Raw genomic sequence first — 15,908 nt, 5'->3', positions numbered from 1 at the left:
AGCAGACAATTGCCGTTCGGCGCAAAAGTTGCTACCCACAGGAAATGTCCCCGCTGCGCATGCTGCTCGAACGCCGCAGGAGCGTGGTGATCATGGGGGTCCTGAACCGCACGCCGGACTCGTTCTCCGATGGCGGTCGCTTCGCGGATGAAGAGACGGCTCTCGCGCAGATCGATGCGATGCTCTCCGAGGGGGCAGACATGATCGACATCGGCGCGGAGTCGACGCGGCCGGGCGCGCAGCCCGTGCCGGACGACGAGCAGATCGCGCGCATCGGCGGGAGCGTGCGCGACGCGGTGAGGAGGGGAGCCGTGGTCTCCATCGACACGACGTCTCCCGCCGTCGCGGCGCGCGCGCTCGACGACGGCGCGGCCGTCGTCAACTCGATCTCGCTCGACAGCGCGGCGGAGCTCGGCGCGCTCTGCGCGCGGCGCGGGGCGTCGCTCGTGCTCATGCACAGCCGCGGCCCGATGTCGTCGATGGCCGGCTTCTCCGCGTACCCCGACGACGCTTACGGCGACGTCGTGGCGGACGTGGCGCGCGAGTGGTCGAGCGCCGCGGCGCGGGCGATCGAGGCAGGCCTGCCGGAGGGCGAGCTCGTCCTCGACCCGGGCCTCGGCTTCGCCAAGAACGCGCGGCAGTCGCTCGAGCTGTGCGCCAGGCTGCACGAGCTGTGCGCCCTCGGCTTTCCGGTGCTCGTCGGGCCGAGCCGCAAGTCGTTCCTGGCGCGGGCCGCGGCCTCGGAGGTCGCGGCGCGGGGCGACCGCGGGGAAGCCGAGCTCGCGCCGCCCGCGGACCGGCTCGGCGGCACCGTCGCCGCGACGCTCGCGTGCGCCGCGCGCGGCGCCGCGGCCGTCCGTGTCCACGACATCCGCCCTGTGCGGCAGGCCCTCGACGTGATGCGCGCGATCGAGCGCGCGGGCGCCGGCGGCCGGCGGCGCCCCGATGCACCCCTCGCCCAGGGGGCGCGCGGCGATGGTTGAAGGGTTCCTCCGCCTCTTCTCGGCGAGGCCGGTGACGCAGGTCATCCGGGACCTCGTCGACATCTTCATCGTCGCCTACGTCGTGTATCGCGCGCTCCTCGTGCTGCGCGGCACCCGCGCGATGCAGATGGGCCTCGGGCTCGGCATCGTCTTCCTGATCTATCTCGGGGCGAAGATCTTCGGCCTGACGACGCTCCTCAACCTCCTCTCCTGGCTCCTCTCCTCGATCATCCTCATCGTGGTCGTCGTCTTCCAGAACGACATCCGACGCGCCCTCATCCGCGTGGGCGGGAGCAACTGGTTCACGAGCGGCCGCGAGCAACAGTCGCGCGTCATCGACGAGGTGGTCGCCGCCGCGACCGAGCTCGCCCGCCACCGCATGGGCGCGATCATCGCCTTCGAGCAGGACGCCAACGTGCTGGAGTTCGTGAAGAGCGAGGGGATCCACATCGATTCGGTCGTGACCCGGGAGCTGCTCGTCTCGCTGTTCGTCCCCGAGTCGGTGAACAAGCTGCACGACGGCGCGGTGCTGATCCGCGATCTCAAGATCGCGCGCGCCGGCGTCTTCTTCCCGATGCCGGAGACAAAGATCCTCGACGCCAGCCTCGGCTCTCGCCACCGCGCCGCGCTCGGGATCACCGAGGAGACCGACGCGGTCGTGGTCGTCGTCAGCGAGGAGCGCGGCACGATCAGCTTCTGCTTCAGCGGCAACATCGTCTCGAACCTCGATGGCCAGTCGCTGCGGCACGCGCTGCTCGGGCTCTTCGGCCGCTCGTCGCGCAGGCGACGCTTCGCCAAGAAGGTCGCCCAGGTCGGCCGCACGAGCCTCCCGACGCCGCCGGCGCGCAGCCCCGCGGTGGGCGCGGCGCCAGGCGCCGCCGGGCAGGCGCACGAGCCCGGCAAGCCCGCCGCCGCGAAGCCCGCGCCGATCGAGGCCAAGTCCGTGGCGCCGGTCTCGAAGACGTCCTCGATGATCAAGGCGGCCGCGGACCCCGACGCGCGGCCTATGGCGCGGATGTCGACCTCCACCCCGATGCGCTCGGGCGCCGAGGCGCGGGCCGCGAGCGGTTCCAGCGCCGACCTGCGCGCCGCGGCCGGGGCCGGCGCCGAGGCGCGGAGCCCGGGGGGAGCGGCCGCGCAGCAGGACGCGGATCGCCCGTCCGAGCGCGGCCGGCCGGCCATGGTCGATGTCCCCGGGGCGGCCGCGACCGACTCTCCCGTCCCGTCGCAGCGCACCTTCGTTCCGACGGGGCAGGTCGCGCCGACCGCCGCACCCAAGGGGAGCGCGGAGGGGATGCCCCCGCGAGATGAGCCATGACGCTTGCCGGCATCCGCGAGGCGCTCCGCTCGGCGCTGCTCGACAACCTCGGCCTCAAGCTGCTCTCGATCACCTTCGCGCTGTGCCTCTACGCCTTCATCCACGGCGCGGAGAACGCGCAGCGCACGCTGATGCTCAGCGTCGTCTCGATCCTCCCGCCCGAGTCGAGCAACCGCCAGCTCATGACCCAGATCCCGAACGAGGTGGCGGTCACGGTGCGGGGCTCGCGCACGCAGCTCGACGACCTGCGCGCCGAGAGCCTCGGGACGCTGCGGCTCGACCTGCGCAACGGCACGGTGACGCACATCGATCTCGACGCCTCGATGTTTCACGTGCCGGCCGGGCTGGTGGTCGAGCAGATGTACCCGTCGACGATCGAGCTCGGCTGGGACGACGTCGTCACGCGTGCGGTCCCGGTTCACGTGCCCCGCACGGGGGACGCCGCGCAAGGGTTCCTCGTGAAGGGCACGATCTCGGTCGAGCCGCCGATGCTCAGCGCCCGCGGCCCGCGCTCGGTCGTCGACGTGATGCAGCTCGCGCGCACCGCGCCGTTCGACATCAGCGGGCTCACGGAGGGCACCTACCAGCGGCAGCTGGCGCTCGAGCGGCCGCCGAAGCTCGTGACGTACAGCGTCGAGAGCGTGATGGCGACGCTCGAGATCGGGCGCGAGCTCGCCACGCGGACGTTCGAGCGCAAGGTCGAGGTGGTCGGTATCCCGCGCGCGACGGTCGCGCCGGCCGTGGTGCAGGTGAGGATCACGGGGACGCCCGAGGACGTGGGCGCCGTCAACGCCGACGCGATCGTGGCGCGCGTGGAGCCCAAGGCGGCGAACCTGGATCTGAGCCAGCCGGGCAGCGATTTCCTCGACGTGCTCGTCGACGTCCCGCGGGTCACCGCGGAGGTCAACCCGTCGAAGGTCATGGTGAAGTGGTGAGCGCGGCGCGCTGACGCTCCGCCGCCGCGGACGTCAGCGCGAGGGGACGACGAGCTCGCCCCGCGCGATCCGCGCGGACAGCGCGCTCACCCGCGCCTTCGTCGCGTCCGGGATCCCCGCCGCGTGCGGGCCTTCGCTCACGTAGCCGACGCCGCCCTCGGCCAGGCCGAACGACGAGACGCCGCCCTCGAAGCGACCCTCCACGAGCGCGCGGATCACCTCGAAGACCGCCACGTCGGCGCGCTTGATCATGCTGGTCAGCACCGTCCCCGGCATCTCGTCGTGCTGGTCCCTGTCGACGCCTATCGCCTTGACGCCCATGTCGCGCGCCGCCTCGAGCACGCCGTGACCCGTCGCTCCGGCGACGTGGAAGAGGACGTCGGCGCCCGCCGCCGCCTGGCTCACCGCGAGCGCCTTGCCCTTCACCGGATCGCGGAACGCGTCGGGCGTCGTCCCGGCGTAGGCGACGCTGACGTCGCACGCGGGGCAGACCTCTCGCACGCCAGCGCGGTAGCCCGCCTCGAACTTGTGGACGAGCGGGATGTCCATGCCGCCGATGAAGCCGACGCGCCCCGTCGCCGTCGTGAGCCCGGCGACGGCGCCGACCAGGAAGGAGCCTTCTTCCTCGCGAAAGGTGAGGCCAGCGAGGTTCTCCGGCGGGGCGCCGGCCGGCGGCGGCGCGTAGTCGAGGCACGCGAAGCGGGTGGCCGGGAACGCGCGCGCGACGATCTCGGCGTCGGTCGAGAAGATGAAGCCGACGCCGATCACCAGATCGAAGCCGCGCGCCGCGAACAGCCGCATCGCCGCTTCGCGATCCTCCGCGCCGCTCGGCTCGAGCACCTCGGTGGCCACCCCGAGCTCGCGCGCGGCGCGGGCGAGCCCGAGGTCCGCCGCGTCGTTGAAGCTCTTGTCACCGCGCCCGCCGACGTCGAAGACGAGGCCCACGCGGACGGGCGCGCGCTCGCCCTCGGCCCGGGGCGCCTCGCCGCGCGCGGGAAGGAGCAGCGACAGGGCGGCGAGGGCCGCGACGACGGCGGTGGCACGGCGGAGCGACAGCGCGGCGGGCATGGAGCGAGCAGATCGAATCGAGCAGATCGAGCGGACGACAGCGGCGCGCCGCTCGGCTGCTCAGCCGGGCGGGCGCTCGCCGCCGGCGTCCCGGGACAGCCCGAGCTCGCCGAGCAGCGCGCGCAGCTTCTCGGGCCCGCGCTTGGGATCGGCAAGCTTGACGATGGCGTAGCGCTCCTCCTCGGTCAGCTCCGCCAGGCGGTCGAGCGCGCCCTCATCGAGCGCGCCGTCCGGGCCGAGCCGATCGCGCAGGCGCGCGCTGACGCTCTCGCGGTCCCAGGCCGCGCGGCGCACCGGCGCGCCTGCGAGCGGGGCGAGCGTGACCCCGGCGCGCGCCGCGAAGCCGCGGAGCACCTCGGCGTACACCGCGACGTCCTCGTCCGTGTCGACCGGCAGGTGACACAGCGCGAGCCGCTCCGCGCGGGAGAGCGCCTGCCACCCCGCGAGCGAGATCTTGAGCTCGGCGAGGTCCAGCTTCCGCCGCACCGAGAGGGGCACACAGTCGAGCGAGGCGTGGACCTCGCCCTCGAGCGCGAACTGCCTGTACATGGCGCCATCCTATACCCGCACCCCGCGCTCCGGGCGCCCCGCGAGCCGAGGTCGCGCCCGGGATGGGATGCGCGGCGCTGTTGCGCTAGCCTGCCGACGTGCGCCGCTCCGGGCCCCTCACGACGCAGCTCTCGCTGCTCGCGCTCCTCGCGTCGCTGGCCCCCAGCGCACGCGGCCAGATCGCCCCGGTCGCGCCGCCGGCGGCGCCCGTGCAGCTCGATCGCGTCGTCGTGCGCTGGCACGCGCCGGAGACGGGCGGCGTGCGACGGCCTCAGTTCATCTTCGAGCGAGAGCTCGCCTTCGAGGCGCGCCTCGAGGCGCTGGCGGATCCCGACGCGGAGCCTGGCCTCTACCGGGACAGGCACGTCCGTGCCGCGCTCGACCGGCACATCGCGGAGACGCTGCTCGCCAGCTTGCCGATCTCGCCGGCGCCGACCTCGGCAGAGGTGGCGAAGCGGGCCGAGGCCGCCCGGATCGCGCTGGAGCAGCGCGCTCGCGGTCGCGCGCGCCTCCTCGCCGCGGCGGCCGCCGAGGGGATGAGCTCCGACGAGCTCGACGCTCTGCTGCGCCGTCAGGCGCGCGCGAGCTTGTACCTGGACCGCATGGTCGCGCCGATGCTCGAGCCGACCGATTTCGAGCTCAAGATCGTCCTGCGCTCCGGCGCCACGCCGTTCAAGGATCAGCGCTACGAGGACGTCGCCCCGGCGCTGAAGCGCTGGTATGTCGGGCAGCGGCTCGCCCAAGCGCTCGACGCGTACTACCAGAACGCGCGGGCCCGGGTCTCCTTGAGCATCGTGTCCGCTCGCTGAGCCGTGGCGAGCGCGCGAGCGCGCGAGCCAAGCAACGGACGGGGAGTCGCGCCTCGTTTTCCGCCTTTCGGCAGGCGACGGGCGCGGGATCAACCCACGATCTCGAGCGCCGTGCCGCTCGCCATGGCGAGGAGCCGGTGAGCCGCCGCCGGGTACCTGCGCGGCCGAGCGGCACGAGAGCAGAAGTCCATCACGCGGGCCGATTCCACCTCTCGATATCGAAGGACAGCACCAGACCTCGTGAAGATGGCTCGCAAAGAGTTTTTACACGGATGGCGGAGACCTTTTTCATCTCAGGCGCCTCTGGCGGTGAGCAGGCGGGATCGCGCCGCAGCCGCGGTCGGGGTGCGTGGCGGCCACGCCGAAGCAGATGGGATGTCCGGGGGGGCGACACCGCAACGCCCTTCCTGGACAAGAACGCGTCCACCCGCTGAACTGCAATCGAGATTGACCCGCTCCGGATCTGCGTCGATCGGTGCCTCGTTGCAACGCGTTGCGTTATTGCTCGCCTGAGGGCGATCTGCCGGCGCGGCCGCGCGCTGCGCTCTAGCCCTGCGCGTGCGCGCAGGATCCGCGCGCTAGCGCGGCGCGTTCGGCGCGCCGGCCAGCGTCAATGAGGCTCATCGGGGCGCGGGCTCGCCTGGAGCTCAACCTAGGAGAGAGAGGCGAGCACCGAGGCAACGCCTTCCCTGGTCTCCGACGTGAAAAGCCAGGTTCGAGGTCCCGAAACACGCGGCGCTCCATCGCGCGCCGTGGCGCCACAGCGCCGCGAAAGCGTGCCTTGCCGCGGCTCGTCAACGCAGCCTCCCTGTCCGTGTCACGCGCGCGGCGCGCACCCGGTAACGCACCCGGAGCACACGTGAATTCTTCTGGCAACACTTCAGCCAGCGCGAGCCTGTTTTTGGTGCAATGCGTCATCCCAAGCCCCCTGCTCCTGGCCCGAGGGAGAGAGCGGGTCCTGCTTAATCAAGTGATTTCGATTACTTAATAATGACGCGACGCAGAAAGTGACAAACTGCTGAAGACGGTTCGGAGACCTTTGACATGAACAGAACGTTCCTGTTAACTGTGCCCCCCGCGGGCCCCGCATGTGTGGCAGCGGGTGGCTCTACACCCACAGAGTCAACTTAGATTCTCTTGACAGGCCGCTTCCTCTGCCGCGCTTGGCCATCAGGCCGAATCACCTCCCATCACCCCAAGCACACTCCCAGAGAATGGATAGGAGCGTCGTTCGATGACATCACTTATGAGAGACAGGTCGTCGGTCCCCAGCAAGCGAATCGCGGGTCGGCGCGCCGCTGTCCGAGCCCTCGGGCTGCTTTCCGTCTCCGCCCTTTGCCTCACGGCGGCGCCGCGGTCGGCTCACGCGGTGGGGAGCGAGAATTTTGAGTGGCACTGGTACTCACGCCTCGGCATGGCGTGGTCCCCGGTCTACGGGCAGAACGTCCAGGGCGCGTCCCTGAACCTGCTCGGGTTCGGCATCGGCGGCCGCTACGAAGAGGGCGATTACTCCGAGCCGTCGTTCGTCGCGCACGTGGTGAAGGGCGCGACGCCGGATGACTTCTACGTGAAGTCCGAGATGACCTTCGCCATCTGGAACCAGTACGGCGGGCCGTTCATGCAGCCCTCGTCGAACGGTGGCCAGTCGATCACGGTGCAGTTCAACCAGGCGTACATCGAGGCCGGCAACTTCCTCGTCCCGGGCCTCAGCGTCTGGGGCGGCGCGAAGTTCTTCCGCGAGCAGTACGCGCCCATCGGCGACTACTTCTACCTCGACGACCTCAGCGGCCAGGGCGGCGGTATCAAGTACGGCGGTCTGCAGCTCGCGATCCTCGGGTATCGCGGCTTTGGAGCCACCACCCCCCCCTACAACGTCGACGTGAACGGCGACGCGCCGGGCGGGGGCCTCGAGCGCTTCCGCACCATCTTCGCCGGTAACTACAAGGCGGAGTTCGGCGGCGAGGCCAAGCACCACGTCAAGGTCCACGGCGAGTTCCATGTCCTGCCGGCCGCGAAGCTGAGCGAGGGGTGGGCGGTGCCCGACAACGCGCCGGCGGACTTCGGCGGCGTCATCGGCGCGAAGCTCCACCTCGGCCTCGGCCAGGGCAACTGGAGCGACACGGCGGTGCGCTTCGGCACCGGCATCGCCAACGGCGCCGCCGGCGGCGCGAAGACGTACCAGACCTGGGGCAACCCGAACGACGAAGGCACCTACTCGGGCTCCTTCGGCGTCGAAGCGGTCGAGCACCTCGGCTTCCGGATCGGCGACGCCGCCGCGCTGGAAGGCCTCGCCACCTTCCACTACACGAAGGCGGCGTACGAGGCGCCCGATGGCGCTGCGCCCGTGATTGGCGGCCCCCACGAGAAGCAGATGGACTTCTCGGTCCAGGCGAACGCCACGATCTTCGCGCACAAGAACTTCCACCCCGTCGTCGAGGCCTCGTTCCAGGGGCGCAAGGACGGCGACCTCGACATGGGCACCGCGATCAAGTTCTCGGTCGTCCCGACCCTCGTGCCGACGGGCGAGCTGAGCACCGGCGCGCGGCCGCACTTCAAGCTCATCTACTCGATGGCCATCTACAACGACGCGGCGAAGGAGCAGGCGCTGTCCGGCTACCTGCAGCGGGTTGGCGCCTCGGCGAACACCGGGTCGAACATCGGCCAGTACATCGGCGCGCGCACCGACTGGTACTTCTAGACCGCTCGGCGCTCGAAGCCGCCGCTCCCCTCCGTTCCCATCCCACCCTCAGGCCAGCGCCCCGGCGCCGCGATCGCGGCGCCGGCGGCGCGCCCTCACGCCGTGTCGCTGCGCGACTCGCTCGCGATCTCCTGCGAGGCAGGCCCGGCATCGTCATCGGCCGGCCCATGGGCCTCGTGGTAGTGGTGCGCGAACGACCGCGCCGCGCGGCGCGCCTTCAGGAACTCCGCGAACGCCGTCAGCGTGTCGAGATCCCGCGGGCCGAGCGCCTCGGCAATGTCGCGGAGGTTCTTCCGCAGGCTCTCCACGCTCTTGCCGCCGCGGCGGGGCTCCCGCGTCTCCTCACGCTCGCGCTCGCGCTCGCGCTCGCGCTCGCGCTCGCGCGCCGGCGCCTCCACCGCAGGTGCTGCCGGGACGGCCGCCTCCGGGCGGGCCGGCACCTCCGGCACCCAGAGCGGGCGAGGGACCGGGTTCAGCGCGTGGGCGCTGAGCCACGCCTCCATGAAGATCCGCAGCCGCTCGCTCCGGAACGCGAACCAGCGCTCCCGCTCCGGACCGTAGGACATCAACACATCCTTGAAGCGACGGAACGCGCCCTTGCCATCGATCGCCTGGCTGAGCTTCGCCTGGAGATCCATGTCTTCCACCATCGGGATGTAGCGCTCCATCCAGCGGTACTGCTCGCGCGAGCTCACGGGATCGATCCGGAGGTAGTTCGTGTCCGCGGCGATGCGCGCGTGCATCTGCGGATCCGCCACGCCGTCGACCACCCGCAGCACGTCGCCCGTGCCGAGGTGCAGGTACGAGTGCACCTCTGGGGCGTTGTTCTCGAAGGCGTCCTCCAGCGCCTCCCAGTCGATCGGGATGTCGCGAACGGCCGTCCCGCCGGCTGAAGCATTCTCGGTAGTCGGCATGTCCTCCTCGTCTCCATCGAAAGCAGCGAGGCGGCGGTGGGCTGGCCGCGCGCCTCGGTTCAAGTGCACCAAGTTTGAACGGAAATGCGCCGTCGTCATAGCACTCTACGCTGGTTGGGGGCTTCTGGGCCTAACTCTCGCAACCTAGGGTTGATTCCTTGATCCGGAAGCCCGTTCGGCCGCCGAGCCGCGGCGCGATGACGGCTCGGGAGCGAGCTTCGGAAGACCTGGTTCAAGCGGAAAACAGCGTGGAAATTCAGGGGAATCGGCGAGTGCTCAGCTGCGCTGCGAGCGCGTGCGGGCGACGGCGTCGGCCCAGCGGTGGAGGTGGGCGGATCGATCCGCTTCGCTCATCGCGACCTGGAAGCTCTGCCCCACACGGGACATGCGGGCCGCGTCCTCCTTCGTGAGGAAGAGGCCGGCGCCGACCCCAGCGAGCATTGCCGCGCCTCGCGCCGTCGTCTCCAGGTCGGTGGGGCGCTCGATAGCGACGTTCGCCACGTCCGCCTGGAGCTGCATGAGCAGGTCGTTCGCGGCGGCGCCGCCGTCCACGCGCATCCGGCGCAGCGGGTGGCCCAGGTCGTCGGCCATGGCCCGCACGAGATCCGTCACGGAGAGCGCGATTCCCTCGAGCGTCGCGCGGGCGAGGTGCGCCGCGGTCGTGCCGCGCGTCACCCCGGAGATGATCCCGCGAGCGTCCGGATCCCAGTACGGGGCGCCGAGGCCGGAGAGCGCCGGGACGAACGTGACGCCCTCGCTCGAGGGCACGCTGCGGGCGAGCGCCTCGATCTCCGCCGCGCTCTTGATGAGGCCCAGGCCGTCGCGGAGCCACTGCACCGCCGCGCCGGCGATAAAGGCGCTTCCCTCGAGCGCAAAGACCACCTCGGAGCCGATCTTCCACCCGACGGAGGTGAGCAGGCCGAAGCGGCTCCTGAGCGGGCGACCGCCGATGTTGGCCAGCACGAACGCGCCGGTGCCATAGGTGCACTTCGCGTCGCCCGTCGCGAAGCAGGCCTGGCCGAACAGGGCCGCCTGCTGGTCGCCCGCGATGCCGGCGATCGGGATGCCGTCGGGCAGGTGAGGGAAGCCGCGAGTCGCCGCGATGCGGCCCGCCGACCCGACGATCTGCGGCAAGAGCGGGCGCGGGATCCGGAGCATCGCGAGCATCGCGTCGTCCCAGCTCAGCGACGCGAGGCTCATGAGCAGGGTGCGCGACGCGTTTGTGACGTCGGTCGCGTGCACCGGCGAGCCGCCGGCCGCGTCGCCCGAGAGCCGCCAGATGAGAAAGCTGTCGACGGTGCCGAAGCAGAGCTCGCCGCGCTCGGCGCGCGCGCGCGCGCCGGGCACGTCGTCGAGGATCCACGCGAGCTTCGTTCCGCTGAAGTACGGATCGAGCACGAGGCCGGTGGTCTCCTCGACCGCCTGCTCGTGGCCCGCGGCGCGGAGCTCGGCGCAGCGCGCCGCCGTCCGGCGGTCCTGCCACACGATCGCGCGGTGGATCGGGCGCCCGGTCGCGCGCTCCCAGACGAGCGTCGTCTCGCGCTGGTTCGTGATGCCGATGGCCTTGATCGCGCTGCCGGCCACGCCCGCCGCCTTGAGCGTCTCGCCCACGGCATCCTGAACGCTCTGCCAGATCTCCTCCGGGTCGTGCTCGACGAGGCCCGGCTCCGGGAAGTGCTGGCGAAACTCGCGCGAGGCGCGGCCCAGCGTCGCGCCCGACGTGTCCATGAGGAGCGATGTCGTCCCGGTGGTGCCCTGATCGATCGCGAGGAGGTACGCGGAATCCATGCGGCCGACTAACGCGGCGGCATGTGGGCGCATAGCCGTTCCAGGCGGCGCCTCCATGAGATGCAGGCCTCGGTAGGCTAATCATCCGGTCAGGTATTCGTAGGACAGCCGACGACAGCCGCCCCGGGCGGTCGAGCTCGGCGCGCGTGTTTCCAGCAGGCCGAGGCTCATTTCACGCGGCCCGGCACGTCCGCTCCCCTCGGACGGTGCTGGACTTCGGCCGGAAAGATTGTCGGTCCGTGCCCGGCTGGGTAATCTCCCAGAACCAATGGCCCGCCTCATCCTGCAGACCGCCGAGGGCCAGCAGGCGATCGATCTGCGACCCGTGAACTCGCTGGGGCGCCACCCGAACAACTCCATCCAGTTGCTCGACAAGATCGTCTCGAAGGAGCACTGCATCATCGAGCAGCGGGGCGATCACTTCGTCCTGCGCGATCTGGGGAGCCTGAACGGCACGTTCATCAACAGCGAGCGTGTCCGGGGCGAAGCGCCGCTCAAACACGGCGACGAGATCGCCCTGGGGTCCACGCGCGGCCGCTTCGACGACCCGGGCGCCCCGGCGGCGCCGCCGCTCGTTCCGGGCTGGCCGCCCGTGGTCAACCACCCGGGCGCGCCGCCGGCGCAGCCGCAGGGCCACGGGTATCCGCCGCAGCAGCCGCCGTACGCGCGCCAGCCGCAGCAACCGCCGCTCCCGGGCACGCCGGCGGCGCCGCCGGTGACGCGGCCGCCGCCGTACGTGCCGCCGCCGCCGCTGGGCTCCGGGCCGGGCGGGACGGCGCCGCTGCCGGGGCGCTCGGGGGCGCACGGCGGCTCGTACGTCGCGCAGGGCACCCGCATCGACGTGAACGATCAGGCCCGGCAGATCGGGACCCAGATCGCCGCGGTCGACAAGGGGTTCCTGGCGTTCGATCGGATCGCCAACGACATGAACCAGCTGCGCGCCGACTACGAGCGGCTGCGCCTGTCGCACGAGCTGTCCCGCGAGATCGCCGCCGAGCGCGACACGACGAAGCTGCTCGAGAAGATCCTCACGAGCGTGTTCAAGTTCATCCGCGCCGACCGCGGGGTGATCTTCCTGCGCAACGAGAACGGCGAGCTCACGCCGCAGGCCATGCAGCGGCGCGACGGGACGACGGCCCCGATCAGCGTCTCGTCGACGATCCTGAACCACGTCGTGCACGAGCGGGCCGCGGTGCTCACCCACGACGCGGCGATGGATTTCGCGGCGTCGAAGGGCAAGAGCATGATCCTGAACAGGATCAGCTCGGCGATCGTCGCCCCGCTGCAGCACAACAGCGAGGTGCTCGGCGTACTCTGGCTCGACTCCGAGACGCTCGCGCAGTTCCAGCCCAAGGACCTCGAGCTGGTGACGGCGATCGCCTACCAGGCGGCGATGTTCATCGAGATCAACATCCTCGGGAAGAAGATCGAGAACGAGATCGTCACGCGCGAGCAGCTGCGCCGGCTGCTCTCGCCGAACATCGCCGAGCGCGTCCTGAGCGGCCAGCTCGCCGTGAAGCAGGGCGGCCAGCACGTCGAGGAGTGCACCGTCTTCAACAGCGACATCCGCGGCTTCACCCGCATGGCCGAGAGCAAGCGGCCGGAGGAGCTCGTCGAGATGCTGAACAAGTACTTCGAGCGGATGGTCGACACGATCTTCCAGTTCGAAGGCACGCTCGACAAGTTCATGGGCGACGGGATCATGGCGCTCTGGGGCGCGCCGGTCGCCCACCGGGACGATGCGGTCCGCAGCGTGGAGTGCGCCCTGAAGATGGGCGAGGTGCTCGGCGAGTTCAACCGCGAGCGGCTCGAGCTGGGCGAGCTGCCGCTCGCGATCGGCATCGGGATCCACACCGGCCCGCTCGTCGCCGGGTACATCGGGAGCTCGAAGGCGCTCAGCTACACGGTGATCGGCGACGTGGCGAACACGTCGGCGCGGCTCTGCTCGATCGCGCTGGCCGGCCAGATCGTCATCAGCGAGAGCACGTACGCGCAGCTCGGGGGCAGGTTCGAGACCGAGGAGCTCCAGCCCGCCAAGGTGAAGGGCAAGGACAAGCCGATCCCGATCTACAACGTCATCCGGAGCCGGCCGATCTCGCAGGTCCCGGCGAACGCCTTCATCCAGGCCGAGCCGACGAACGCCCTGCCCGAATGACCGCGATGACGCGCCGCCTCGGCCGTTCGGTCGAGGCGCGCGCGCACCCGTGCGTCATCCCATGGACGATGCAGCGCGGCAGCACAGCGCCGTAGCCGTCCGCCCGCTGCAGCGTTAGGGTCCGCGCCGTGGCTGCTTCGATCCTACCCTTTGAGAAACCTGTCGCAGAGCTCATCGAGAAGGTGCGGGAGCTGCGCGCCCTCGCCGCGGCGGATCCGCGGTTCGAGCCGGAGCTCGCCCAGCTCGAGGACAACACGGGCCGGCTGGCGCGCGAGATCTTCGCGGGCCTCACGCCGATGCAGAAGGTGCTGCTCTCGCGGCACGCGAACCGGCCGTACACGCTCGACTACATCAAGCGGCTCTTCACCGACTGGGTCGAGCTGAGGGGCGATCGGCGCTTCGCCGACGACTGCTCCATCGTCGGCGGGCTCGCGACGTACCACGGGCGGAGCGTGGTGGTGGTCGGCCACCAGAAGGGGCGCGGCGCGAAGGAGAACGTGAAGCGCAACTTCGGGATGCCGCACCCGGAGGGCTACCGGAAGGCCATCCGGCTCTACGAGATGGCCGACAGGTTCGGGCTCCCGATCCTGACGTTCATCGACACCATGGGCGCTTACCCGGGCATCGGCGCCGAGGAGCGCGGCCAGAGCGAGGCGATCGGCGCCGCGCTCGCCGCGATGGCGCGCGTCGGGGTGCCGATCGTGGCGACGGTCATCGGCGAGGGAGGCTCGGGCGGCGCGCTGGCGCTCGGCGTCGCCAACCGGGTGCTGGTGCTCGAGTTCAGCTGCTACTCGGTCATCTCGCCGGAAGGCTGCGCGGCCATCCTCTGGAAGGACGGCTCCCGCGCCGACGAGGCCGCGGCTCGGCTCAAGATCACCGCGCCGGACCTGCTGCAGCTCGGCGTCGTCGACGGGATCGTCGAGGAGCCGACCGGCGGCGCGCACCAGGACCACGACGACGCCGCGGCGCGGCTCGACAAGGCGCTCTGGGCGACGCTCACGTCGATGGACGGGCTCGGCCCGGAGGAGCTCGTCGACGACCGGTACCGCAGGTTCCGCGGGCTCGGTTCGTTCGTGGGTTAGGCGGCGCGTCGCCCCGGCTGGCTCTCCCCGAGCGCCGGGGCTATACGGCTCGCGGATGGACTACGGCAAGGCGCTGCGGATGCTGCTGCTCGTGGGCACCAGCGCCGTCGCCGGCGGCGCGGTCCTCTGGGTGCAGTCGAGGTTCAACGCCTCGGACCGCAGGGCCGCGCTCGGCATCGTGCAGCAGTACCGCCCCGAGGGCGGCCGGAGCGTGCCGGAGGCGATCGGCGCGCGGCACCCGGGAAGCGCGCCCTCCTGGAGCGCCGCGACCGAGTCGGCCTGCTTCCAGCACGTCCGCGTGAGCGCGACGATCGCGGGCGAGGCGCGCGCGCGGTACGACTTCCTCGTCGACATCAACGGCCCCTCGATCCACCCGGGCAACGCCGAGGGCGAGGTGATCCTCGGCGAGCTCGCGCGCCGGCCGGCCGAGTCCGCCGCCGCGCCGGGGGCGCCGTGAGCGTCCGGGTCGCGCTGGTGGGCTGCGGGCGGTGGGGGGAGAAGCTCCTCCGCGCGCTGTCGGAGAACGCGCGGGCGCGCGTGATCGCCGTGGCCGACGTCGACCGGGGCCGCCTCTCGCGGGCGCGCGCGCTCGCGCCGCGGGCGCGGCTCGTGCGCACGATCGACGAGGCGCTGGCCGCGCGCGTGGACGCGGTGATCATCGCGACCCCCGCGGCGAGCCACGCCGAGCTCGCGCTGCGCGCCATCGAGGCCGGCGCCGACGTGTTCGTGGAGAAGCCGCTGGCCCTCTGCGCCGCGCAGGCCGATCGCTGCGCCGCCCGCGCGGCGGCGCTCGGCCGGATCGGCATGGTCGGCCACCTGCTCCGCTACCACCCCTCCGTGGTGCAGCTCGTCGCGCTCGCGCGCGAGCGGCGCCTCGGCGATCTCGTGAGCTTCAGCGCGGCGCGCCTCTCGATGAGCGTCGGCGGCGTCGGCGGCGCCCGCTCGGCGCTCTGGACGCTCGGGCCGCACGACCTCTCGTTGCTCTCGGCGATCGACTCGAGCCCGCTCGCCGAGGCGCGGGCCCACGTCTCGCCGTGCGGCGAGCACGTCACGCTCGAGGCGCGCCTCGAGAGCGGCCTCGCGGCGCGGATCGAGCTCTGCTCGTCGAGCCCGACAAAGGAGCGGCGGCTGCGGCTCGCCGGCAGCGCGCGCGTCGCGGTCTTCGACGACGTGCGCGCGCCCGATCGCATCGTGTTCCTGGACGCGCGCGGCGCCGCGGCGGGCGCGCCGGTCAGCGAGCGCGCCGGGCGCGACGCGCTCGCGACGGCCGGGCGCGAGCTCGAGGTGCCGTGGCGCGAGCCGCTCTCCGTGGAGCTCGAGCACTTCCTCCGCTGCGTCGAGGACCGCGCGCCGCCGCTGACGCCGCTCGATGAGGGCGCCGCGGTCGTGAGGATCCTCGAGCGCGTCGAGGCGACGCTCGCCCCCGTCGATGCGCGGGTGGTCGCCACAGGGTGACTTGGGTAGCTGAGGAGCTGAGTCCCTGCGCAGCCGCGGCCCGCTCCGCCTCGGACATGGGGGCGACGCGCTCCGAGGTGCCCGGAAGGGCGCGGAGAGCGCGGAGAGCGCGGGCGCGGTCGGGCTCGGCGGGAGCCCTGGAAACCTCGGAGAC

General features: G+C 71.7%; 13 protein-coding genes. 9 read left to right on the top strand and 4 right to left on the bottom strand.

Features of this window, described 5'->3' with window-relative positions; all coding sequences use genetic code 11:
* Positions 1-59 precede the first annotated feature (59 nt).
* Genes folP through WME90_RS40045 form a run of 3 tightly spaced genes read left to right on the top strand, consistent with a single transcriptional unit; the run spans position 60 to position 3,236 of the window.
* Positions 60-983 (top strand): dihydropteroate synthase, encoded by a 924-nt coding sequence (gene folP / locus WME90_RS40055; RefSeq protein WP_437277351.1) that lies wholly within the window; start codon positions 60-62, stop codon positions 981-983.
* Entirely contained in the window at positions 976-2,301 is a 1,326-nt protein-coding gene (gene cdaA / locus WME90_RS40050) for a diadenylate cyclase CdaA (RefSeq protein ID WP_437277350.1), read from the top strand. The genes folP and cdaA overlap by 8 nt, the downstream gene beginning before the upstream one ends.
* Complete coding sequence (locus tag WME90_RS40045) at positions 2,298-3,236, top strand: CdaR family protein (protein WP_437277349.1); 939 nt, start codon at positions 2,298-2,300, stop codon at positions 3,234-3,236. Before cdaA ends, WME90_RS40045 begins: the two co-directional genes overlap by 4 nt.
* Positions 3,237-3,269: 33 nt before the next feature.
* On the opposite strand, the gene WME90_RS40040 is transcribed toward WME90_RS40045, so the two are convergent.
* Together WME90_RS40040 and WME90_RS40035 are read right to left on the bottom strand one after the other, a co-directional pair.
* Positions 3,270-4,304: a BMP family lipoprotein gene (locus WME90_RS40040; RefSeq protein WP_437277348.1), complete on the bottom strand. Its 1,035-nt coding sequence runs from the start codon at positions 4,302-4,304 to the stop codon at positions 3,270-3,272.
* Between the two features lie 60 nt (positions 4,305-4,364).
* A complete protein-coding gene (locus WME90_RS40035) occupies positions 4,365-4,853 on the bottom strand; it encodes a nitrate reductase associated protein (RefSeq protein ID WP_437277347.1) in 489 nt (162 codons plus the stop codon).
* Positions 4,854-4,951: 98 nt separating this feature from the next.
* On the opposite strand from WME90_RS40035, the gene WME90_RS40030 reads away from it, so the two are divergent.
* Both WME90_RS40030 and WME90_RS40025 read left to right on the top strand, forming a co-directional pair.
* Entirely contained in the window at positions 4,952-5,662 is a 711-nt protein-coding gene (locus WME90_RS40030) for a hypothetical protein (protein WP_437277346.1), read from the top strand.
* Positions 5,663-7,031: 1,369 nt separating this feature from the next.
* Positions 7,032-8,360 (top strand): carbohydrate porin, encoded by a 1,329-nt coding sequence (locus tag WME90_RS40025; protein ID WP_437277345.1) that lies wholly within the window; start codon positions 7,032-7,034, stop codon positions 8,358-8,360.
* A gap of 95 nt (positions 8,361-8,455) precedes the next feature.
* On the opposite strand, the gene WME90_RS40020 is transcribed toward WME90_RS40025, so the two are convergent.
* Positions 8,456-9,274 carry a UPF0158 family protein gene (locus tag WME90_RS40020; RefSeq protein ID WP_437277344.1) on the bottom strand — a complete coding sequence of 273 codons (819 nt, stop codon included), beginning with the start codon at positions 9,272-9,274 and terminating at the stop codon, positions 8,456-8,458.
* A gap of 276 nt (positions 9,275-9,550) precedes the next feature.
* Complete coding sequence (glpK, locus tag WME90_RS40015) at positions 9,551-11,062, bottom strand: glycerol kinase GlpK (RefSeq protein ID WP_437277343.1); 1,512 nt, start codon at positions 11,060-11,062, stop codon at positions 9,551-9,553.
* A 268-nt stretch (positions 11,063-11,330) separates the two neighbouring features.
* Between glpK and WME90_RS40010 the strand changes: the two genes are divergently transcribed.
* The 4 genes from WME90_RS40010 to WME90_RS39995 all read left to right on the top strand — a co-directional run bounded on the left by WME90_RS40010 (position 11,331) and on the right by WME90_RS39995 (position 15,754).
* A complete protein-coding gene (locus WME90_RS40010; protein WP_437277342.1) occupies positions 11,331-13,217 on the top strand; it encodes an adenylate/guanylate cyclase domain-containing protein in 1,887 nt (628 codons plus the stop codon).
* Positions 13,218-13,345: 128 nt separating this feature from the next.
* Positions 13,346-14,299 (top strand): acetyl-CoA carboxylase carboxyltransferase subunit alpha, encoded by a 954-nt coding sequence (locus WME90_RS40005; RefSeq protein ID WP_437277341.1) that lies wholly within the window; start codon positions 13,346-13,348, stop codon positions 14,297-14,299.
* 55 nt (positions 14,300-14,354) lie between these two features.
* A complete protein-coding gene (locus WME90_RS40000) occupies positions 14,355-14,756 on the top strand; it encodes a hypothetical protein (protein ID WP_437277340.1) in 402 nt (133 codons plus the stop codon).
* Positions 14,753-15,754 (top strand): Gfo/Idh/MocA family protein, encoded by a 1,002-nt coding sequence (locus tag WME90_RS39995; protein ID WP_437277339.1) that lies wholly within the window; start codon positions 14,753-14,755, stop codon positions 15,752-15,754. Before WME90_RS40000 ends, WME90_RS39995 begins: the two co-directional genes overlap by 4 nt.
* The last annotated feature ends 154 nt before the right edge of the window (positions 15,755-15,908 follow it).

The organism is Sorangium sp. So ce375, from assembly GCF_051473855.1.
Classification (GTDB): domain Bacteria; phylum Myxococcota_A; class Polyangia; order Polyangiales; family Polyangiaceae; genus Sorangium.
The sequence above is the reverse complement of the archived record's forward strand: the minus strand, read 5'-3'. Positions and strand labels throughout refer to the sequence as shown.

Coding starts and splice junctions, on each gene's coding strand:
- folP (WP_437277351.1), top strand. CDS start 60: ATGCTGCTCGAACGCCGCAGGAGCGTGGTGATCATGGGGGTCCTGAAC.
- cdaA (WP_437277350.1), top strand. CDS start 976: ATGGTTGAAGGGTTCCTCCGCCTCTTCTCGGCGAGGCCGGTGACGCAG.
- WME90_RS40045 (WP_437277349.1), top strand. CDS start 2,298: ATGACGCTTGCCGGCATCCGCGAGGCGCTCCGCTCGGCGCTGCTCGAC.
- WME90_RS40040 (WP_437277348.1), bottom strand. CDS start 4,304: ATGCCCGCCGCGCTGTCGCTCCGCCGTGCCACCGCCGTCGTCGCGGCC.
- WME90_RS40035 (WP_437277347.1), bottom strand. CDS start 4,853: ATGTACAGGCAGTTCGCGCTCGAGGGCGAGGTCCACGCCTCGCTCGAC.
- WME90_RS40020 (WP_437277344.1), bottom strand. CDS start 9,274: ATGCCGACTACCGAGAATGCTTCAGCCGGCGGGACGGCCGTTCGCGAC.
- glpK (WP_437277343.1), bottom strand. CDS start 11,062: ATGGATTCCGCGTACCTCCTCGCGATCGATCAGGGCACCACCGGGACG.
- WME90_RS40010 (WP_437277342.1), top strand. CDS start 11,331: ATGGCCCGCCTCATCCTGCAGACCGCCGAGGGCCAGCAGGCGATCGAT.
- WME90_RS40000 (WP_437277340.1), top strand. CDS start 14,355: ATGGACTACGGCAAGGCGCTGCGGATGCTGCTGCTCGTGGGCACCAGC.